The organism is Metabacillus sp. SLBN-84 (assembly GCF_053629595.1).
Genome location: NZ_JBRJIP010000001.1, coordinates 870,317 through 890,186, shown reverse-complemented (window position 1 = coordinate 890,186; position 19,870 = coordinate 870,317). Strand labels below are relative to the sequence as shown.

The window sequence follows — 19,870 nt, the reverse complement described above, 5'->3', positions numbered from 1 at the left end:
CACCTCAGCAATAGGTTTCTCATTCTCTCCCCATGCTATACAAAAAAATCCCGTTTTTTTTTGCCTGATTTTAGCTTTCTCTTCTTATTTAATAGAACGATAAAAGCTGGTTAATACTAGATGTGTGAGAAATGCACGATCGAAATTTTTACGTTATAATTGCATTTAGGGTCTTATGACCGTGAAATTTTATTGTAAGGAGGTTCAAAAATGACGTTATTGCATGCGGCTATCATCTCACCATTTCTTCTGGCCATTCTGATACCCTTCCTTTATAAATATTTCAGAAACATACATACAGGCTGGTTCGTCCTTATTCTGCCTGTTGTTTTATTTGGCTATTTTCTAAGCTTTATCGGTGAGACAGTGACATCAACCGTGAAATGGATTCCGTCTCTTGGAATTAATTTTACGGCGTATGTGGACGGGCTTGGATTGCTTTTTGCTTTGCTGATTACAGGAATCGGAGCGCTCGTTGTCCTGTACTCCATTTATTATTTATCTAAAGAAAAAGAAAAATTAAATCATTTTTACGTATATTTGCTGATGTTTATGGGGGCCATGCTCGGTGTGGTTCTATCTGATAATGTCATCGTTCTTTATACGTTCTGGGAATTTACGAGCCTTTCTTCTTTCCTTTTGATCGGCTATTGGTACCACAGAGAAAAATCAAGGTATGGTGCACTGAAGTCGATGCTGATCACGGTATTCGGCGGTCTTGCCATGCTTGGAGGCTTTGTGCTGCTCTACTTAATGTCCGGCACATTCAGTATTCGCGGAATGATTGATGCTGTTCCTCAAATGATGGAGAATCCGCTTTTCATTCTGGCACTGGTTCTTGTGCTTCTCGGGGCGTTTACAAAATCGGCACAATTCCCGTTTTACATCTGGCTGCCTGATGCGATGGAAGCGCCGACTCCGGTCAGTGCTTATCTGCACTCAGCCACGATGGTAAAAGCGGGTATTTATCTTGTCGCAAGGTTCAGCCCTGTTTTTGCGCTTACCCCCGAATGGTTCTGGCTTGTTTCCCTGTTTGGAATCGTGACACTTTTCTGGGGATCGCTGAACGCGGTCAAGCAGACAGATTTAAAGGCCATTCTTGCGTTTTCAACGGTCAGTCAGCTTGGATTAATTATGTCTCTGCTTGGAGTCGGTGCAGCGGCGCTGCATTATGACTCGCTTGATGATAATTACTTTACAATTGCAACGGTTGCGGCCATTTTCCACTTAATCAACCATGCCACGTTTAAAGGCAGTTTGTTCATGGTCGCAGGTATTGTTGACCATGAAACAGGCACCCGCGACATCCGGAAACTCGGCGGCTTGATGAGCTTTATGCCGATTACATTTACAATTGCGGTTATTGGTGCCTTCTCGATGGCCGGCCTGCCGCCGTTTAACGGGTTCCTGAGCAAAGAAATGTTCTTTACGGGCATGATTCATGTGACGAAGATGGATCTTTTCAATGTGGACACATGGGGCCTGCTATTCCCTGTCCTCGCCTGGGTTGCAAGCGTCTTTACATTCCTGTACAGCATGGTGCTTGTATTTAAGACGTTTACCGGTCCTGTTCAGCTTGAAAAACTTGAGCGAAAACCGCATGAAGCGCCGATCGGCATGCTGATACCGCCGATTATTCTAGCTTCACTCGTTGTTATCTTCGGTTTTTTCCCGAACCTGCTTTCCTACACGTTAATTGAGCCGGCAGTGGAATCCATTCTGCCTTCGCTTCTTCCGGAGGGAAAACAGTTTAAAGTGCATATTTACTTCTGGCACGGTCCTACGCCCGAGCTGTTCATGACTATCGGCGTGATTGTGATTGGAACCCTTCTCTATTTAACTCTTGGAAAATGGAGAAAAGTCTATGATCTGTTCCCGAAGAAGCTTGCACTCAACAAATTGTATGACGCGTCTTTAAACGGAATGGAACGCTTTTCAAACCGTTTCACCCGCTTTTATATGACCGGGTTTATCCGCGACTACCTTGCGTACATCTTTGTGTTCCTGATTGCGATTACACTTGGAACGATGGCTGTTAAAGACGGATTTGCGTTTACGCTTGACGGCACTGCTGAAATCGGAATCTACGAAGTTGTTCTTGCGCTTGCCATGGTGCTTGGAACCGTGACCATCCTATTTTCAAAATCAAGACTTACAGCGATTATTGCACTCGGTTCTGTCGGATACAGTCTGGCGTTATTCTTTGTGCTGTTCCGCGCACCTGATCTCGCACTGACTCAGCTTGTCATTGAAACGGTTTCTGTTGCTCTCTTCCTGCTTTGCTTCTATTTCCTTCCGAAATTTAAAAAGCAGGAGAAAAAGCTCAGCTTCAGACTGGTTAATTTCCTGATTTCGCTTGGGGTAGGCCTTACTGTCACACTGGTAGCTATTTCTGCAAACAGCAGCAGAGCAGGAGAAACGATTTCAACCTACTTTATTGAAAACAGCTACAAGCTTGCCGGCGGAAAAAACATGGTCAATGTTATCCTGGTGGATTTCCGCGGATTCGATACGCTGTTTGAAATAACCGTTCTTTGTATTGCTGCACTTGGCATTTATGGAATGGTCAAACTTCGGATGGCAAAGGGGGAAGAAGGATGAATTCAAAGCCAAAAACAAATGATGTGATCCTTCAGACCATCACAAAAGTCGTGTTTTTCATCATTGTCATCTTTGCGATTTACCTCTTTTTTGCAGGTCACTATACGCCGGGAGGAGGTTTCGTCGGAGGACTCATGACGTCCTCCGCGATTGTTCTCCTTCTGCTTGCGTATGATGTTAAAACCGTTTTAGGCATACTGCCGGTCAACTATATTCACATGGCGGCAGCAGGACTTCTGATTGCTGTTCTGACAGGTGTCGGCTCTTTCTTTTTCGGAGTGCCGTTTTTGTCCCATACGTTCGGGCATGTTCACCTCCCGCTGCTCGGCGATACAGAGCTTGCCACTGCCGTTCTGTTTGACCTTGGAGTGTACCTCGTTGTTATCGGAGTGACTCTGACCATTATTCAGACGATTGGAGAGACGGAATAATGGAAATTTTAATGTCGATCGTCGCTGGCATATTGTTTATGGCTGCAACGTATTTAATGCTTTCAAAAAGTCTGCTGCGGATCATTATCGGCACAGGGCTGTTAAGCCACGGCGCCCACCTTCTGATCCTGACCATGGGCGGGCTGAAAAAAGGAGCAGCTCCTTTGCTCGGCGAAGAGGCATCCTCCTATGTCGATCCGCTGCCGCAGGCATTGATATTGACTGCAATTGTCATCAGTTTTGGTGTTACTTCCTTTTTCCTTACAATGGCGTACAGAGCCTATCAGGAGCTTGGAAGCGATAATATGGATCAGTTAAGGGGAAATGATCATAATGAATAATATCGTGATGCTGCCTCTGATTGTTCCATTATTGGCAGGCATTCTTTTAATCTTTTTCAACAAATATATCACCATACAAAAGTGGCTGAGCGTAATTGCTTCCGTTTTGGCAGTAGTCATATCCGCTCTGCTTGTTCAGGAAGTCAGAACGAACGGAATCCTCACAGTTGAGATTGGAAGCTGGGCTCCGCCTTACGGAATTGTTTTTGTTGCGGACATGTTCGCAAGCCTGCTGGTACTTGCGACAAGCATTATTGGACTCACTTCCATTCTGTTTGCATTCCGCTCAATTGGACCTGAGAGAGAACGCTTCTATTTTTACTCGGCGGTGCAGTTTCTTTTAACCGGAGTTACAGGCGCCTTTTTGACTGGCGACATTTTCAATCTGTTCGTTTTCTTTGAAGTGATGCTGATGAGTTCTTATGTTCTGATTGTGCTCGGAGGAACAAAGCCGCAGCTTAGAGAATCAATTAAATATATTCTGGTTAACATTGTTTCATCTGCTTTGTTTGTCATTACAGTGGCTTACCTTTATGCGGTGACAGGAACGCTTAATATGGCGGACCTCGGGCAGAAAATTGCAGAGAACGGGCAGACAGGGCTGCTGACAGTCATTGCGATTCTATTTTTAGTCGTTTTCGGAATAAAAGGCGCCATCTTCCCGCTCTACTTCTGGATGCCTGGGTCCTATAAAGCACCTCCGGCTGCCGTTACCGCTCTGTTTGGAGCGCTTTTGACGAAGGTTGGCGTATATTCCATTACAAGAGTCTATACCCTGATCTTTATTCACGATACAGGCTATACACACCAAATCCTGGCCTGGCTTTCCATCCTTACGATTCTGTTTGGCGTAATAGGAGCCATTGCCTATTGGGACGTAGATAAAATTGTCATTTACAATATTATCGTTGCCGTCGGCGTTATCCTGTTCGGTGTAGCTGTCTTCAATTCTCCAGGAATCGAAGGGGCCGTCTATTATCTTATTCACGACATGATTATCAAAGGCGCACTCTTTATGCTTGCAGGTGTCATGATTGTTATTACCGGCACGAGCGATCTGAGGAAGATGGGCGGACTGCTGAAACATCATCCCCTCCTTGGATGGCTGTTCTTCATCGGGGCTATTTCCCTGGCAGGCATTCCTCCGCTGAGCGGATTTGTCGGAAAGCTGAAAATTGTCCAGGGCGGATTTGAGGCCGGAGAATATGTCTTCGCTTTATTTGTTCTTCTGTCGAGTCTGCTTGTCCTCTACTCCGTCATGAAGATTTTCATTCATGGATTCTGGGGTGAAGTAAAGCTTTCCAAAGAAGAAGAGAAAGGGTCCACAAAAGGACTCCTCTATCCAATTGCCATCCTGATCGCTCTGTCCGCTGCATTCGGACTCGGTACAGAAGCTGCTGCACCTTATATCACTCAAGCTGCAGAAACGCTGCTTGATCCGTCAATCTATATTCAAGCCGTGCTGAAGGAGTAGATGATATGGCCTTTCAAATTTTGCTGAATTTTTTCGTAGCGTTTCTCTGGATGTTTTTAAAAGGGCAATATGCAGCACAGGACTTTTTCAACGGCTATTTCTTCGGTCTGCTTATGATTTTTGCGCTGCGGCGCTTTTTTTCCCGCCGTTTCTACTTATGGAACGTCGGTGCGGTTTTAAAGCTGATCTACATTTTCAACCGTGAGCTGATTATGTCCAACCTTGCTGTTTTAAAAGTGGTGCTGGCACCGAAAATAAATGCCCGTCCCGGCATTTTCAAGCTTGAAACAGAGCTGAAAAAGGACTGGGAAATTACCATTCTTGCAAATTTAATTACGCTGACTCCCGGAACACTCGTTGTAGAGATTTCAGATGATAACCGCTTCCTTTATATCCATGCAATGGATCTTGGAGATGCGGAAGAAGCAAGAAACGATATTAAGAATACGTTTGAAAAAGCGATACAGGAGGTGAGCCGCTGATGCTTGATATGGTGCTCAGAATATCCCTGCTCATCATTGCCGTTTCAACCATCCTGTATTTGTACAGGCTGATTAAAGGGCCGTCTGTGCCTGACAGGGTCATCGCCCTTGATGCAATCGGCATTAACCTGATCGGCATTACGGCCATCATCTCTGTCATGCTGCGTACAAATGCCTTCCTGGAAGTCATTCTGCTGCTCGGCATTTTGACCTTCATAGGCACTGTGGCTTTTGCCAAGTTCCTTGAGAAGGGAGAGATCATCGAAAATGACCGCAATCGTCATCGCTAAGTTCATTACAGGCTATTTTGTGCTGCAGGGTGCTCTATTAAGCCTGGTAGCTGCATACGGTGTTGTGCGCCTGCCTGATGCCTATACACGCAATCATGCCGCTTCCAAAAGCGCCACACTTGGAGTAATCAGCATTCTGCTTGGCGTGTTTTTCTACTTCTGGCTGATTGAAGGCCATATGAATGCCCGGATCATTCTCGGGATTATCTTTGTCTTTATGACAGCACCTGTTGCAGGCCATCTCATTATGCGGGCTGCCTACAATACGAAGGTGCCGCTTTGGGAAAAAAGCGTTCAGGATGACCTTGAAGCAGACAGAAAAAAAGAAGGGGTTAAAGGATGAGAAACTCTCATCCTTTTTCTATAGGGATACACGATGAAGTATGCTGAAGACCTGCGGAAACTCTTCCAGGAGCATGCCGACGCGGAAAAAGCTCTCATAATGTCAGCTTATATGCGCGGCCAATTTCAATTTTTTGGAATCAGGTCTCCTGAGAGGAAAGAACTGACGAAACAGTTTCTTAAAAAACACGGAAACCCAGCCTCTCTTGAAGATGCCATTTTAAAGCTTTGGGCATTTGAAGAGAGAGAACTCCAGTATGCAGCGGTGGATATTCTGGAGCGCAATAAAAAGCACCTATGCGAAAGAGACATGCTGTGGCTTAAAACGGCAATCACGACTGAACCATGGTGGGATACTGTGGATTTGATTGCATCAAACATCATCGGTCCCCTTGTAAAGAAAGAGCCTTCCTTACGTGCAAGATACTTAGATGAATGGGCCGAATCGGAAAACATCTGGCTGGTCAGAACCGCTATTCTGCATCAGCTGAAATATAAAACAAATACAGACGAAACCTGGCTCTATCATGTGATTGCACAAAACGCATCTTCGAAAGAATTTTTCATTCAAAAAGCAATCGGATGGGCGCTCAGAGAATATTCAAAAACAGCTCCCGAATCCGTAAAGGCTTTTGCGGAGAACCATCCTCTTGCCCCGCTCAGCAGGCGCGAAGGACTGAAATATGTGCAGTAATATAAAATGAGTACTCAGCAGCATAACACACAAAAAAACAGAGCCCTTTTACAAAAGGCTCTGTTTTTTCATATATTCATCCCTCAGCATGGAGCACACTGCCGCATCACAGAATACTCCTTTTTCATAGGCGGCCTGCCTCAAAACTCCTTCAAAAATGAAGCCGGCTTTTTCAAGGCAGGACTTTGATGCGAGATTGTCAGGATCATAAAATGCTTCAATGCGGTTTACATTCATTTCGTTAAATCCAAAGGCAATGACAGGCTTGAGCACTTCGCTCATCACGCCCTTTCTCCACCAGGCCGGATGCAGCTCAAAGCCGATTTCAGCTTTATAATGTTCTTTGTCCCAGTTGTGAAAGCCGCAGCTTCCTATAATTTTATCGGTTGCTGTTTCTGCAATACCCCATCTGTACCCCTCATTTTTACCGTATCTTTCAGCCCAGCGGCTGATGATTTCCAGCGCCTGATCAAGATCTGTAAAGCTTTCCAAATCGTAATACCTTGTGACTTCGTCCTTGGAAAAATACGAAAATACAGCTTCAGCATCCCGTTCTTCAAGTTTTCTTAATGTAAAACGGTCCGTGAACAAAACCGGAAACTCCGCCAGTGTTTTCATCTCTTTTTCCCCTTTGCCTGCCGCTTATGCTTTCTTTTTTAGAACAGCCATCGTACATCTCGAAATGCAGATCAGGCTTTCTCTTTCATCGACTATTTTAATTTCCCACACCATCGTTGTTTTCCCTCTGTGAACAGGAATAGCGTGTGCAGTCACTGTGCCGTCCTGCTTGCCTCTGATGTGGTTTGCATTAATCTCAAGTCCTACACACATTTCCGTTTCCTGATCGATCAAGTGATAAGCTCCAATGCTTGCAACGGTTTCTGCAAGCGCAACAGAAGCCCCGCCATGCAAGATACCAAATGGCTGTCTTGTCCGTTCATCCACCGGCATGGTTGCCACAACTCCGTCGTTTGTAATGCTTTTAATGTCGATTCCAAGTGAGTTAAGTAACGTGTTTTCAACATTGTATTCCATTCTGATTCCTCCTCTATTTCTTCACCAGAAGCTGATCGTCGCCAGGGCGCGGATTGCCTCTGCCATCGCGGTTGTTTGTTATGGCATACATATCGTTGCCTGCAGCCAGCACATCACGCATCCTTCCGAATCCTTCTATTTCATTTGCTGCTTTACGGGAATTTATATCCACTCTTTTTACAGCATTTCCGGATAATGCGGCCACGTACAAGCGGCCATCTTTATAGGCGATGCCGGAAGGTGCCCATGTCTCGTTTCCGGTATGGAAAAACGGTGTTTCCATTCCCTCCTGCTGCTCGTCCCCTTCAATCACGGGCCATCCATAGTTTCTGCCTGGCATAATGCGGTTAATTTCATCGTGGGCAGACTGCCCGTGCTCTGTGCTGAACATCTCCCCGTCATCGCTCCATGCGAGCCCCTGCGGATTTCTGTGTCCATATGAGTACACATAGGAGTCCGGGAACGGATTATCAGCAGGTATTGCGCCGTCCAGCTCGAGTCTTAAAATCTTCCCTGCAAGTGATTTTCTGTCCTGTGCAAGCTCGGGAGTTAAAGCATCACCAGCTGTTGCGTACAGCTTGTCGTCCGGGCCGATCTTCAGCCGGCCTCCATTGTGAAAGCGGGCACCGGGAATGTCTTCGAGCAGGACACGCACCTCTTCCCATCCCCCATTTCGCTCCTCAACGACAACAATCCTGTTCTTAATGCTTCCGCCATCCTTATATGTATGATACGCATAGGCTTGTCTGCTTTGTTCGAAGTCCGGGGCAAGCTGCAGCCCGAGAAATCCGCCTTCCCCTTCAAGGTGTACTTTTTTCTCAAAAGAAACATCCTGAACGTCTTTTTTGCCGGCTGTACTGTCCCATTTGACAATCTTCCCTTTTCGTTCGCTCAAATAAAAAGTCCCGCTGTGTTCATTAATTGACCACGGAACATCCATCTCTTTCAACACACTTTCTGTTCCCTCTTGCTGAACAACAGCTTCTGACTCTGGACTTTCCTGATCTGACTGACATCCGGCAAGAAAAATCAGCGCACCAACTGCAAACCATTTTCTCAGAACGATCACCTCTGATTTCCATTTACCTCTAGTTTAACTGAAAAGAAACAATCATTCACGCGTCACCCTTGTTTTATTTGCGAAGAGCTGCCAAAGCAAAGCAAAAATAAATCGCCATTAAACCAAGAATCGGTAAAACCGCCGCCACATCCATGCTGCAATCCCCCTAATTGAAAGCGCTTACTGTCGCTCGTATTCGTAATTAAGGTCAATCATAGCGGATGGATGTGATGGAAATATTGAGAAAAAGTATAAAGTTTGTAAACTTGCTACTGATAGGAGAAAACAACCTCGAGTTCTGCAGTTACCTCAATTTGTCTGGCAAAAATGGGTGTCTGCCCGGCAGATTGCACTCCCAGACTTAATTCTTTGGAAAGAGGCGAAAACCCTCTTGATTCTTCTGTTATTTTTACAGGTGTGCGGTTTAAATTCAGCCGATACGACAGTGCGATAGCTTCTGCCTTTTCTAAAGCCTGCTTTGCTGCAAGATCAAGAGCCTGATTGATCCATTTCTGCTGATCAGAAAGAAAAAACTGCAGCGAATCAGACCGGTTGGCTCCATTTGCGAAGGCTGCATCATAAATGCTGCCGATTGTGTCTAAGTCCCTTGTTCTGACAGAGAGTGTGTTAACCGCTTCATAGCCCTTCAGGACGGGCTCAGATCCTGCAGTGTAGTCGTATTGCGGGAACACGGTATAGGAAATCGTTTCAATTTGTTTTTCATCAATTCCCATAGCCGCAAGTGCCCTGATAAGCTGATTGAACCGCCGTTTGTTTTCTTCTTGTGCGGCCGTTACATCCTTATCCATTGTTACAACGGCAAGCTGCAGCACTGCTGTATCAGGCGCCGCTTCCACCTTCCCCATCCCTCTTACAGACAGGGTGTTTCCGCCTTTTGCTTTTCTTTCACCCGCCTTTAAGGCATGACGATATGCAGGATTGTAAGGCTGTCCGTACATTGGATACATATTGATTCTCCTCTCAGCATGCTCTTATTCTGTTAAACTATATGCTGAGAAAAAACGAGATAAGCAAAAAGTGTGCAGATTCAATCTGCACACTAATCAATAATGCCTTCGGATTTGGAAATCAGAACGGCTTCTGTTCTTGACCCGACATTTAATTTATTAAAAATGGAGGTGAGACTATATTCGATTGAGCGCTTGCTCAAGTGCAGCTTATCGGCAATTTCCTGGTTCGTTAAACCGCGTTCAACCTCCTGGAGAATGGCTTTTTCCCTTTCATTCAGCGTCTCAGTCTCTGAATGAGACGAACTGCTTTTATTTTTTTGCTGAAGAATGAGGGATTTCAAATAGGAATACGGGACAACAATATCCCCTGAAAGGGCATGCCGGATGGAAGAAAGAATTTTCTCTTTCGTTTCTGTTTTGCTGATTGCCCCGTGAATTCCAAGCCGGATGGCTTCTTCAAAATAATCCTCTACATCATAGCCTGTATATAAAATAATTTTGCAATCCTCTGAGTGTTTAATAATCTCAGTGGAAAGCTCCATGCCGTTTATATCTCCCAGATTCATATCCATAAGAATTACATCATACTCCTGAAAATTCAGGTGCTGAATCACATCTTTGGAATAAGGGGGATTCAGGTACGAAACCTTCACTTCTGAATCGGTTTCAAGTATGGCCTTTGTTCCTTCACGCACTGCCGGATGATCGTCCACAACTAAAATATGCAACATCGTATCAACCTCTCTGTCCACTGCCTCTGCTTACTATTCTATAAAAAAGACCTGGCATGTGCCAAGTCTAAAGATGCAACTTAAATCTCTACGACAACTTTAAACCCATTGCCCTTAGACGTCTCAATAGAGTGGGTTCCATTCAGCGCTTTAACCCGTTCAGCAATTCCAGAGAGCCCCATACTCTGATGATTGGTGTACAATTCGTTCTGATCAAAGCCAATTCCATCATCCTCATAATGCAGAACAATTTTATCCTTGATGCAGACAAGCATAATCAGCACATGCATGGCATTAGAATGCTTGCCGGCATTGGTAAGAAGCTCCTGGACAATGCGGTACAAGTTCAGCTGGGTATCAATATCAATCGATTTTGTGAAGTTGCCTGCATTGAGCCTGACATCAAACGGAGCCGTTTCATTGTACTGGGCAGCAAGCTTCTGAAGCGCCTTAACGAGGCCCAGATCATACAGCAGCTGCGGCCGGAGCTCCTGGCAGGTTTCACGGGTTGTTTTAATGATATTCGTCATCGAACTGTTCATATCCTGAAGCTGGTCAGTAAAAACAGTCGGGGCGGCTTCGAGCTCAGCCAGAGCCAGCTCACACTGGCGCTTCAGTGAAATCAAATCCTGAAGAACAGAATCATGCAGATCCTTAGCGAGATTAGAGCGCTGCTTTTCCTCGATGGAAAAGAGCACCTTTGTCAGCCAGGCCGGATTGCTGCCTTCACTTTTAATCTTCTGGAGATGGCTCATCAGTTCTTCAATCTTAAGGAAGTTTTCAAGAGATATATTCGTATAGAAAGAAAGTGTCTTCAGCCATGAAATTTCATCCCTGTTGAGCTTTGGCGTATTGAGCATGGACAGGCAGACCATCACAAAACTGCGCTCGTCTGTCTCCCCCACATTAATCACAAAACCCCTGTCCACTTCAACGATTTTCCCGATCTCATGAGATGCTTTCCTTATCTCTTTTTCATACAGGAGATAATCAGACCCTTTCATCTGAATATCAACCGAAACAATATCCCCATCTTTATTTACTTCCACATAGCTTGCCCTGCTGACAAGAAGGACATCTGTAATAACCTCTTTCAGCTCGCTGATGACCTGATCCAGCTTGCTCGCTTTACGGATGCTCTGCGTATATTTAAAGATACTGTCCTGATAGTTGTACTTCTCCGAAAAACGCTTAAACCGGAAGCGGAAATCGAGAATTTCTTTGATGTAGAAGACAACAAGCATCGTTATATATATGAAGATTGAAAGTTTAACAGGATAGAAGGTAGGGTTGTTTTCTTTAATTATAGTCGTAATTGCTACTAATACAATTGTCGGCAGGACTGCTAACAAAGAATAATATCTAACCCTTCCCAAAATAAACTCAATATCATAAATTTTAGTAGCCATAAATTGATAAACTAACGAGAATGGTACTAATAATAAGAAAGAAGAAAGGATGGTTGGAGGAAATATATATTTATTTAAAAAAATATAAGGAAGTATATATAAAAATACAAAAGGTGAAAAAGCTATAACATTTGTTATAATTAATACTTTCACTAAATATTTTTGATCTGAATAACGTACTTGTCTTAATCCGTAAAGTTTCAAAACAAAGGTAAGAATAATTAGGACAAAGAATGTAATAAGGTTTAAACTTTTAGTTATGTTATAAGCAAAAAGCAGCGTGTCTAAAATATATTCCATTAATATATTTACAAACACGGCAATGTAGCCTGCTATAATAAAATTTCTTGAAAAAAGTTTTTTACCAAGCTCTTGAAAATATTTATAGATAAAATTCAGGTATAACACCGGTACCAAAAGAAAAAGGGAAAGATTTATATACCTGCTTAATAAATCTCCCCTTGATGAACCACTTGCACTAAAGTAAGCCATAGCAATAGTCAGCAAAAACAAATTCAATAAATAGGCAGATTTTAAATTTAAGTCTTTATTACTTTTGAAAACAAAATAGCTGCAGAAAAGGCAAAGTACATATAAGGTTAGAGGAATAATAAGCATAAAAAGACTCTGATTATTAATGATAGTATCCGATACCTTAAATGAAATTTCGCTCCCATTACGGTCGATAGTAATCTCATCTACTTGTTCGAGCACACCATAATTGGTTGCAGGGAAGTGATCAAGAGCGTCATAACCATTCACTTCAGTTACAATATCTCCAGGAATTAAATGTGATTGACTAGACCAAGTATTTGGTTCTACAGCTGTTACTACGAGCTGCTTTTCAATATCCCTGACAGTAGCCCCTGTATATGGGAATTTGACATTAATATATGCAAAATAAATTGTGAGAATAAAGCTAAAGATTACAATAAGCAAGTATGCTCGGTTTAAATTCAATTTCATCTTTTTCACCTATTTATTGAAATAGAGCTTTTTACCACCAGTACATGTTAGTAATTCTGTCAGTTCCTAAAAGCCCCTCAACTAATCCTAACACTTCATCTACATTTTTCACACCCAGTAAGCTTGCTTCTCCGTTTACTACTTTTTCAACGATTTCAGGGTTTTCCACTAAAAAATTGACGATTTCCTGCATAAATTAATCTCTCCTTTTATTTTCTGATTGATTTATGATCAAATGAGACTTAAGAAGCTCAATTTGATGCTGCGGCAAGGGCAGTTCGGCAAGTAAAGTTGAAGCTTTTTGAAGAGCAATTTGTTTGATGACATTGAGGTAGTGGACGACGCCGGATTGAAACAATTTCGATTTGAATGCTGCTGCATCCCCGTATTGCTCCTCATATGACTTGCCTTCTGCGATAAAACGGCTCAGTTCTTTTGAATGCTCATTAAACTCCCTGTTTATGTAAAGGAGAGCCAAAGATTTTTTCTTTGATGACAAATCATTTTTGTGCAGATGAAATAAGTCACGGTAATCGTTCTCAATTTGGGCAGCCAGTCCTATTTGATAGGAATATTTTTCGACAATTGCCTGCTCTTCTCCAGTTGCGAGCATAGCTCCGCTTACAGATGCGAGAGCAACGAGGGAACCCGACTTTTTCTCGATCATGGAGGTGCATTCTTCTTCGGTTTCAATCGTATTCTCCAAATCAGCGTGCTGTCCTTCCATTGCCTGAAGGGCTAATCGGTGAAACGCGCTGATGATCGTTCCTTTATAAGGGCTTTTTAGTTCATCAGCCATTTTCAGACTTACCGTATAGAGGGCGGTGGCAGCGTTAAGCGCAACCGAAGAATCAATCTTCATCCATGGTTCTTCAAAATTGTCTAGGTCTTCGAGATCATCCAGAATGTCAAATGAAAGAGCTAAAAGCTCAACTGCACCCGACAGCTGAACAATTTCGTCCTCTTTCCCTCCAAAAGCTGTATAGTGCAGGTTTGTCAATTGGGCAAAAGGGAAGGTCTTTTTCGCTTCTATGAACGAAAGGAGAAGGTGCAGCAAAGTTTTGTTCTCAATATGAGATGTTACTGCAGTGTTTAAACGGTGAATCAGAGATTTATAGTCCAAATGTAATCACCCCTTCGAAATTATATTACAATATTCGCGACAAATTGAGTAGCTTAAAAACAATCTTTTTACATAAATATAAAACATTTAACATTAAATTCCATTTAATGGGTAAAAAAAAGACCCGGCTGCATTCAGCCAAGTCTTATGACACGTTTATAAAGGAGTATTTATCATACTTATCAATGCTTTTATTGATCATTCTCAGCGACTGCTTCGTTTCTTGAATTTCTTTTTCAAGACGTTTCAATAATTGAGTAATCTCTTCAATGTTGTGCTTTTTCATCGTTTCCACACTCCTCTGTAAAAGATCAAATTCTGCATGGTGAACGAAACACGTGTTTTGATCTTTCCTTACTTTAAATTTTAAAGGATGTGAAAAGGATTTTCACCGAAAATAATGCGAAAGAATCAGTGCGTGATACCGCAACTTGCTTTGGTAGTCTTTTTTGTTCATGGTCCAATCTAATTCGTAAAAAAGGGCAGAAAAAAGCCCCATATGAATGGGGTGATTTATTTTACAGTATTTATTGACTGCAGATGATAGGACTCTGCTTCCCGAAGGGCCATTTTTGTCAGTTCTTCTCTCTTTTCGATTGGTCCGCTAAATTCCAAGGTGTAATCAAGAATTCCCTGTTCTGAGAGCAAACACTCCATTTTAACCTTACTGTCACCGATAACCACCGAAAACACCGCAACCGTTTTATCATCCAGCACATATACGGATGGCTGCACACGCATGAGAGAGCAGAACCTCCTTTAAAATAAAATGAACATTACCTTATTTCGACATTTACTTGGTAAATCCTTCATTTTCCATTTAAAAAGTCGGTTCATATTTCTCTGCAGCACTTATCCCAAGGAATGTGATATAAACGCTGCTGTCCGCAAATCAGATTTTGAATTTTTTCACAAGCTCCTGCAGATGATTTGCCGCTTCACTCAATTCTTCAGCTGAACTCGCCACTGTTGAAATCGCTCTTAACTGTTCATCTGTAGAAGCACTGACCTCTTCTGATGCGGCCGCAGATTCTTCTGTAACGGCAGCAATACTCTCAATAGCAGCTGCGGCTTGGTTTTTCTGTATAGTCATGCTTTCCATTTCTCCGGCGACAGCCGAAATGGACTGTGATAACTCACTCATCAAAACAACGATATTCTGAAAAGCCTCTCCCGATTGATGAACCGCTTGCTGCTGTTCCAGATTCATTTCTTTCGTTCTGCCCATGGCATCTACCGCTCGCTTAGACTCATTTTGAATGCCAGCAATTGTAATGGAGATTTTGTCAGTTGCAGCAGCTGACTGTTCTGCAAGCTTTCTTACTTCTTCAGCGACAACCGCAAATCCCCTGCCGCTCTCTCCCGCTCTTGCGGCTTCTATGCTTGCGTTTAAAGCAAGCAGATTGGTCTGGTCTGAAATAGCAGATATGACCGTAACCACTTCTTCAATCTGTTTTACTTTCTCAGTCAGATCTGAAAGCACTTCTTCTACAGCGGAAAGCTCTGCGGTCGACTCTGCTGATTTTAATTGCAGGACGTTCAGTTTTTCAATACCTGCAAAACTCGCTTCTTCCGATTTGGAATTCAGAGACTGAATAATGGTCACTGTTTCATTGACCAGGTTTATTTTCTCGGCAAGATCACTCATGCGTTCATTCATCTTTTCAGCATCTGCTGTCTGTGCAGATGCACCTCTTGCAACATCCTCTATAGCACCGGCTACTTGTTCACTTGCAGCCATCGTCTCTTGTGATACTGCGCTTAAATTCTCGGCTGATGCGGTCATAGCTGAAGCAGAATTTGATACTTCGCCAATCATTCTGCGCATATGGCTGATCATTCGGTTAAAGTGTTCTGCAAGTACAGCAACCTCATCTTTGCCTGATATGGAAACTTCTTTCGTCAAATCCCCGCCTGCCACTGCTTCAGCACTTTGTCCAATCATCTTTATCGGACGGGCAATTGATCTGGATACAAAAAACCCGCAAACAACTGCAGCAAGCAGGGCCCCTGCAGTTATGATTGTACTTGTAAGAGAAACCGCATCTGCTGTTTCCATCAGGTCATCGAGTTTGTAGACTGCCCCTATCTTCCAATTCAGTGCAGGTATGGTTTCAAAGTACAGTATCCGTTTGTCAGACTCAAAGGTATAGTCAACAAGTCCTCTCTCTTTTTCTAATACGTCTTTCATAAAATCAAGCTTTGACAGATCTTTTCCCTGTTCAGTAGGATGAGACAGAGCCATACCTTTTTGATCAAGCAAAAAGGAATAACCGCCAAAACCGACATCTACTGCCCCGACAATGTCATTAATTGCTTCCAAAGATAAGTCAAATGCAACAACACCTGTAATCTTGCCGTTCTGTAGAACTGCCTTGGCACCTGTTACGGTATAGGTTCCGTTTGTTGCATCCTCATAAGGCTCCGTCCAAATCACCTTGTCGGGATTTGCTTTAGCAGCCTTATACCACGGCCTTTCAGTAGGATCAAATCCATCAGGAAGGTCTGTTTTTGGCTGAATATAAAGAGACTTGTCTTCACTGCCGGCGTAAATTAAATGAACTCTTTTGTTGGTTTCAAGAAACGTTTGGAACTCTTCATCAATGTTTGCTTTGTTTTCTCCGGCGGATACTAAACCTGCAATCTGATTATTTTCTCCAAAACGAATGAGATTTTTTTCGTAATCTCTTAAACTTAATTCTATATTGCTTTTCAGCTGCTGAATAATGCCTTCACCGTTTCTTTTCGCATCTTCTCCTATTTTTTCCTGAAGATAAAAGTAGGAAAATACTTGAACGGATGAAAGGGCTGCCAGCAGAATAGCAGCAATAAAAAAGGTAATTCTCACTTGAAGTTTTTTGAACATAATGTTATTCCCCCAGACTCTGTCTATCATGGGTAATATCGGCTATTGCTGCATTCAAGTGAGGGTTTTCAAGTAAAAAAAAGTCGCTCAGTCCAAACAGCCAATCATTTTTCTGACCGCATCTGCCAATTGCTCCTGAGGCATCCCCGGAACATTGCCAAGTTCCGAGGCAAGCTCTTCTGATGCAGGAATATGTATAAATCCTGCCGGAACCTTTTGCTCTGCCAGTTCAAAGTGGCGGCACACACGGTACATAAGGTAGTTGCAAAGATATGTTCCTGCTGTGTTGGATATCCCGGCAGGTATGCCGTCTTTTTCAAGTGCATTCACAAATTTTCTGATTGGGAGTGTGCTGAAGTAAGCAGCAGGGCCCTCCTTCTCTATCTGTTCGTCCTGCTTTACAATTCCGTCGTTGTCTTTATCTCCATCCGCACAGTTGATGGCCACTCTTTCAGGTGTGATTTTATCTCTTCCGGCAGCTAAACCGAGCAGCATGACAGCATCCGGCTTTTCCTTTTCGATCTGCAGGAGGCATTGTTCCCACGTGTTTGAAAATGCTACAGGCAGAACAGTCCCTGCAACTTTCCAGCTGCCTATAATCTCGCCGTCAAGCTGCTTTGCAATTTCAGCTGTCGGATTAAGCGAATAATCCAAGAATGGTTCAAATCCTGTCAGCAATAGTTTTTTCAACTTGATCATCTCCTTACCTGCGTATTATATCAGAAAATTCCGTCACAAAAGGAGATATTTCCATATGAAAAAACCCCCGCCTTTCAGGCAGAGGTTTTGTTTTCTATTAGATTACGCTACTTCATGTCCCATCGAAACCTGAAGAATGTCAAACCATTGCTCGCGCGTCAATTTGAGATCAAGAGCGCGGATCGCGGATTGAATTCTGTTCATTTTACCGGAGCCGACAATCGGCATAATTCCTGCAGGGTGGCTGACCAGCCACGCATAAAGGACTTCATCGATTCCGTCTGCACCAATTTCTCCGGCAATCCGTTCAAGGGTGCTGCGGAGGTTTTCAGCTCTTTCATTTTCTGCAGAGAAAATGCTGCCCCCTGCAAGAGGCGACCACGCCATTGGCGCCATTCTCTCTTCCTGGCAAAGATCGAGAGTGCCGTCTTCGAAGTTTTCAAGCTGATAAGCCGAAAGCTCGATCTGGTTTGTCACAAGAGGAAAATCGAGATAAGACTGAAGCATCTTCAGCTGAGAGCGCTTAAAATTAGACACGCCAAAATGACGGACTTTGCCTTCTTCTTTCAATTGTTTAAACGCTTCTGCCACTTCAGCAGGGTTCATATATGGATCAGGGCGGTGAATCAGCAGAACATCTATGTAGTCTGTCCGGAAGTTTTCCAGGGATTTGTCCACTGATGCAAGGATATGCTCTTTACTTGTGTCGTATGATTTAATCCCATGATCCGGGCGGTTGTCAGAGACAAGTTTAATTCCGCACTTCGTGACAATCTCCATTTTTTCCCGCAGCTCCGGTTTAAGAGCGAGCGCGTCGCCAAAGAGCTTTTCACATGTGTAATTCCCATAAATATCAGCATGGTCGAATGTTGTAATTCCTGCTGCAAGGCAATCTTCGATCAGCTGAAGCACTTCCTCATTTGACATGTTCCAGTCAGAGAGTCTCCAAAGTCCATGAATAATTCTTGAAAATGATAAGTTTTCTGTCAGTTGTATACGCTGCATCATCATTCTCCTTTCTATCGTATTGTATCTTTCATTCGCATAAATTTAAAGCGATTGGCACTCAGCCGCTTTTCGCCGTTTCCCTGTCTGCATCCAGCAGGTGGGCTGACCAGGCAATTGCTTCTCTGTAGCATTCATCAATTTCATCAAGAGACAGCGGCAGGTCCTCCCAATTGAATGTTTCGATTTTAACAGCCGCATCCAAAACAATCCGGATTTCATTCTGTTTTCCCCGAATGGCATCACGTATGTCGTCAGATAAAGGGAGTTCATCAAGAACTTTATCAAGACTGCGGTGCAAGAGTGCATCAACAAGCGAAAACATGCCTGTCAGCATATAAAGAGATGGTTCTGATTTGCCCATTTTAACAGAAAGCTTTTCGCATAATTTTGCTCTCTGCAGAGAAAGGCGGATAACCTCTTCCTGAATGGGATCTTGACTTCCTTTAAGATTTTTGATGGATAGTATGTAAATCCATTTTTTTATTTCATTCAGCCCGAGTAGAACGATCGCCTGCTTTATGGACTTTATTTTGTTTCTTGGCCTGAATGCAGGAGAGTTAATGAGTTTAAGCAGTTTGTATGACAAAGACAGATCCTGCTCAATTTGTTCTGTTATGGTGTCGATGTCAGGCTCTGTTTTTGACAGCTCATGAAGAATCTGCAGATAGGCCTGAATATAAATCGGTATATCATAGCTTGACAAAACAACAGGCTTGCTGAAGAAGTACCCTTGGAAATAGTCATAGCCGTCGCGGACAGCCTGGTCATATTCATCATGTGTTTCCACTTTTTCAGCCAGAAATGAAACGCCGAATGGCTTGTATCTCTCTATAATTTCTTTCCTGGCTTCCAAACTTGTCTGCAGCAGGTCAACTTTAATGATGTCGATATACGCAAGCAGTCTGTTCAGCAGAAGGTTATTCTGCACAACATTAAAATCATCCAGGGCGATTGTATACCCCTGCTTCTTCAAGTCTCTGCAGATGCTGACAAGTTCTTCTGTCACAGGAACATCTTCCAGGATCTCCACTACAATCGAACTAGGATTGAAGTAGCTTGGGAGCTTCATTTTAAGCAGGCTCTCTGTAAAGTTAATAAAACATTTTTTCCCCTGTGACAGTTCCTCAAGACCAATATTAATAAAACTGTTCACAATCACGTCTGTCGTTGCTTCGTCCCCGTCTATATTAGGGAATGCGTTACTTTTATCTCCATTGCGGTAAAGTAATTCGTAGGCAATATTTTGACCGTTCCTGTCAAAAATCGGCTGCCTGGCCACGAATACCTTCATATGTTCAACCCCTTTGCCCTTTTACCAATCAGTACAATTGACCTATATCAATTGTA

22 protein-coding genes are annotated in these 19,870 nt (G+C 43.2%); 8 read left to right on the top strand and 14 right to left on the bottom strand.

What is annotated here, in order from left to right:
- Window positions 1-210: 210 nt before the first annotated feature.
- From RKD52_RS04330 to RKD52_RS04295, 8 genes are read left to right on the top strand one after another with little or no spacing between them, the layout of a single operon-like run.
- Complete coding sequence (locus RKD52_RS04330) at window positions 211-2,601, top strand: Na+/H+ antiporter subunit A (RefSeq protein ID WP_454098804.1); 2,391 nt, start codon at window positions 211-213, stop codon at window positions 2,599-2,601.
- A complete protein-coding gene (locus tag RKD52_RS04325; protein WP_454098803.1) occupies window positions 2,598-3,032 on the top strand; it encodes a Na(+)/H(+) antiporter subunit B in 435 nt (144 codons plus the stop codon). The genes RKD52_RS04330 and RKD52_RS04325 overlap by 4 nt, the downstream gene beginning before the upstream one ends.
- Window positions 3,032-3,373 (top strand): Na(+)/H(+) antiporter subunit C, encoded by a 342-nt coding sequence (locus RKD52_RS04320; RefSeq protein ID WP_369734182.1) that lies wholly within the window; start codon window positions 3,032-3,034, stop codon window positions 3,371-3,373. The genes RKD52_RS04325 and RKD52_RS04320 overlap by 1 nt, the downstream gene beginning before the upstream one ends.
- A complete protein-coding gene (locus RKD52_RS04315; RefSeq protein WP_454098802.1) occupies window positions 3,366-4,847 on the top strand; it encodes a Na+/H+ antiporter subunit D in 1,482 nt (493 codons plus the stop codon). Before RKD52_RS04320 ends, RKD52_RS04315 begins: the two co-directional genes overlap by 8 nt.
- Window positions 4,848-4,852: 5 nt before the next feature.
- Complete coding sequence (locus RKD52_RS04310; protein ID WP_454098801.1) at window positions 4,853-5,329, top strand: Na+/H+ antiporter subunit E; 477 nt, start codon at window positions 4,853-4,855, stop codon at window positions 5,327-5,329.
- Window positions 5,329-5,619: a Na(+)/H(+) antiporter subunit F1 gene (locus tag RKD52_RS04305; protein WP_369734185.1), complete on the top strand. Its 291-nt coding sequence runs from the start codon at window positions 5,329-5,331 to the stop codon at window positions 5,617-5,619. Before RKD52_RS04310 ends, RKD52_RS04305 begins: the two co-directional genes overlap by 1 nt.
- Window positions 5,597-5,962: a monovalent cation/H(+) antiporter subunit G gene (gene mnhG, locus RKD52_RS04300; protein WP_029284035.1), complete on the top strand. Its 366-nt coding sequence runs from the start codon at window positions 5,597-5,599 to the stop codon at window positions 5,960-5,962. Before RKD52_RS04305 ends, mnhG begins: the two co-directional genes overlap by 23 nt.
- Window positions 5,963-5,995: 33 nt before the next feature.
- Window positions 5,996-6,655: a DNA alkylation repair protein gene (locus tag RKD52_RS04295; RefSeq protein ID WP_454098800.1), complete on the top strand. Its 660-nt coding sequence runs from the start codon at window positions 5,996-5,998 to the stop codon at window positions 6,653-6,655.
- A gap of 48 nt (window positions 6,656-6,703) precedes the next feature.
- Here the strand turns inward: RKD52_RS04295 and RKD52_RS04290 are convergent, their stop codons facing one another.
- From RKD52_RS04290 to RKD52_RS04225, 14 genes are all read right to left on the bottom strand, one after another.
- Window positions 6,704-7,273: a GNAT family N-acetyltransferase gene (locus tag RKD52_RS04290; RefSeq protein ID WP_454098799.1), complete on the bottom strand. Its 570-nt coding sequence runs from the start codon at window positions 7,271-7,273 to the stop codon at window positions 6,704-6,706.
- 24 nt (window positions 7,274-7,297) lie between these two features.
- Window positions 7,298-7,690: a hotdog fold thioesterase gene (locus RKD52_RS04285; RefSeq protein ID WP_369734189.1), complete on the bottom strand. Its 393-nt coding sequence runs from the start codon at window positions 7,688-7,690 to the stop codon at window positions 7,298-7,300.
- 13 nt (window positions 7,691-7,703) lie between these two features.
- A complete protein-coding gene (locus RKD52_RS04280) occupies window positions 7,704-8,759 on the bottom strand; it encodes a PQQ-dependent sugar dehydrogenase (RefSeq protein ID WP_454098798.1) in 1,056 nt (351 codons plus the stop codon).
- A 260-nt stretch (window positions 8,760-9,019) separates the two neighbouring features.
- The gene (locus tag RKD52_RS04275; RefSeq protein WP_454098797.1) at window positions 9,020-9,718 is read right to left on the bottom strand and encodes an SIMPL domain-containing protein; all 699 of its coding nucleotides are present in this window, start codon (window positions 9,716-9,718) and stop codon (window positions 9,020-9,022) included.
- A gap of 92 nt (window positions 9,719-9,810) precedes the next feature.
- Window positions 9,811-10,452 carry a response regulator transcription factor gene (locus tag RKD52_RS04270; protein ID WP_369734192.1) on the bottom strand — a complete coding sequence of 214 codons (642 nt, stop codon included), beginning with the start codon at window positions 10,450-10,452 and terminating at the stop codon, window positions 9,811-9,813.
- A gap of 80 nt (window positions 10,453-10,532) precedes the next feature.
- Complete coding sequence (locus RKD52_RS04265; protein WP_454098796.1) at window positions 10,533-11,804, bottom strand: sensor histidine kinase; 1,272 nt, start codon at window positions 11,802-11,804, stop codon at window positions 10,533-10,535.
- Window positions 11,805-12,858: 1,054 nt separating this feature from the next.
- Window positions 12,859-13,020 carry a competence pheromone ComX gene (comX, locus tag RKD52_RS04260; protein WP_081414235.1) on the bottom strand — a complete coding sequence of 54 codons (162 nt, stop codon included), beginning with the start codon at window positions 13,018-13,020 and terminating at the stop codon, window positions 12,859-12,861.
- A 3-nt stretch (window positions 13,021-13,023) separates the two neighbouring features.
- Entirely contained in the window at window positions 13,024-13,950 is a 927-nt protein-coding gene (locus RKD52_RS04255) for a polyprenyl synthetase family protein (RefSeq protein ID WP_454098795.1), read from the bottom strand.
- A gap of 145 nt (window positions 13,951-14,095) precedes the next feature.
- Window positions 14,096-14,236, bottom strand: coding sequence for a degradation enzyme regulation protein DegQ (gene degQ / locus RKD52_RS04250; protein ID WP_029284053.1), 141 nt, complete (start codon window positions 14,234-14,236; stop codon window positions 14,096-14,098).
- A gap of 227 nt (window positions 14,237-14,463) precedes the next feature.
- Complete coding sequence (locus RKD52_RS04245) at window positions 14,464-14,691, bottom strand: hypothetical protein (protein ID WP_369734196.1); 228 nt, start codon at window positions 14,689-14,691, stop codon at window positions 14,464-14,466.
- 151 nt (window positions 14,692-14,842) lie between these two features.
- Window positions 14,843-16,816: a methyl-accepting chemotaxis protein gene (locus RKD52_RS04240; protein ID WP_454098794.1), complete on the bottom strand. Its 1,974-nt coding sequence runs from the start codon at window positions 16,814-16,816 to the stop codon at window positions 14,843-14,845.
- A gap of 87 nt (window positions 16,817-16,903) precedes the next feature.
- Window positions 16,904-17,515 carry a pyroglutamyl-peptidase I gene (locus RKD52_RS04235; protein ID WP_454098793.1) on the bottom strand — a complete coding sequence of 204 codons (612 nt, stop codon included), beginning with the start codon at window positions 17,513-17,515 and terminating at the stop codon, window positions 16,904-16,906.
- Window positions 17,516-17,617: 102 nt separating this feature from the next.
- Window positions 17,618-18,520: an aldo/keto reductase gene (locus RKD52_RS04230; RefSeq protein ID WP_454101137.1), complete on the bottom strand. Its 903-nt coding sequence runs from the start codon at window positions 18,518-18,520 to the stop codon at window positions 17,618-17,620.
- Window positions 18,521-18,581: 61 nt separating this feature from the next.
- Complete coding sequence (locus tag RKD52_RS04225) at window positions 18,582-19,814, bottom strand: EAL and HDOD domain-containing protein (RefSeq protein ID WP_454098792.1); 1,233 nt, start codon at window positions 19,812-19,814, stop codon at window positions 18,582-18,584.
- Between the last annotated feature and the right edge of the window lie 56 nt (window positions 19,815-19,870).

Bases quoted from the DNA above. Each gene is read 5' to 3' on its own strand.
- RKD52_RS04295 (WP_454098800.1), top strand. From the start codon at position 5,996: ATGAAGTATGCTGAAGACCTGCGGAAACTCTTCCAGGAGCATGCCGAC.
- RKD52_RS04275 (WP_454098797.1), bottom strand. From the start codon at position 9,718: ATGTATCCAATGTACGGACAGCCTTACAATCCTGCATATCGTCATGCC.
- RKD52_RS04230 (WP_454101137.1), bottom strand. From the start codon at position 18,520: ATGCAGCGTATACAACTGACAGAAAACTTATCATTTTCAAGAATTATT.
- RKD52_RS04330 (WP_454098804.1), top strand. From the start codon at position 211: ATGACGTTATTGCATGCGGCTATCATCTCACCATTTCTTCTGGCCATT.
- RKD52_RS04305 (WP_369734185.1), top strand. From the start codon at position 5,329: ATGCTTGATATGGTGCTCAGAATATCCCTGCTCATCATTGCCGTTTCA.
- RKD52_RS04240 (WP_454098794.1), bottom strand. From the start codon at position 16,816: ATGTTCAAAAAACTTCAAGTGAGAATTACCTTTTTTATTGCTGCTATT.
- RKD52_RS04325 (WP_454098803.1), top strand. From the start codon at position 2,598: ATGAATTCAAAGCCAAAAACAAATGATGTGATCCTTCAGACCATCACA.
- RKD52_RS04290 (WP_454098799.1), bottom strand. From the start codon at position 7,273: ATGAAAACACTGGCGGAGTTTCCGGTTTTGTTCACGGACCGTTTTACA.
- RKD52_RS04310 (WP_454098801.1), top strand. From the start codon at position 4,853: ATGGCCTTTCAAATTTTGCTGAATTTTTTCGTAGCGTTTCTCTGGATG.
- degQ (WP_029284053.1), bottom strand. From the start codon at position 14,236: ATGAAAAAGCACAACATTGAAGAGATTACTCAATTATTGAAACGTCTT.
- comX (WP_081414235.1), bottom strand. From the start codon at position 13,020: ATGCAGGAAATCGTCAATTTTTTAGTGGAAAACCCTGAAATCGTTGAA.
- mnhG (WP_029284035.1), top strand. From the start codon at position 5,597: ATGACCGCAATCGTCATCGCTAAGTTCATTACAGGCTATTTTGTGCTG.
- RKD52_RS04235 (WP_454098793.1), bottom strand. From the start codon at position 17,515: ATGATCAAGTTGAAAAAACTATTGCTGACAGGATTTGAACCATTCTTG.
- RKD52_RS04225 (WP_454098792.1), bottom strand. From the start codon at position 19,814: ATGAAGGTATTCGTGGCCAGGCAGCCGATTTTTGACAGGAACGGTCAA.
- RKD52_RS04320 (WP_369734182.1), top strand. From the start codon at position 3,032: ATGGAAATTTTAATGTCGATCGTCGCTGGCATATTGTTTATGGCTGCA.
- RKD52_RS04270 (WP_369734192.1), bottom strand. From the start codon at position 10,452: ATGTTGCATATTTTAGTTGTGGACGATCATCCGGCAGTGCGTGAAGGA.
- RKD52_RS04285 (WP_369734189.1), bottom strand. From the start codon at position 7,690: ATGGAATACAATGTTGAAAACACGTTACTTAACTCACTTGGAATCGAC.
- RKD52_RS04245 (WP_369734196.1), bottom strand. From the start codon at position 14,691: ATGCGTGTGCAGCCATCCGTATATGTGCTGGATGATAAAACGGTTGCG.
- RKD52_RS04315 (WP_454098802.1), top strand. From the start codon at position 3,366: ATGAATAATATCGTGATGCTGCCTCTGATTGTTCCATTATTGGCAGGC.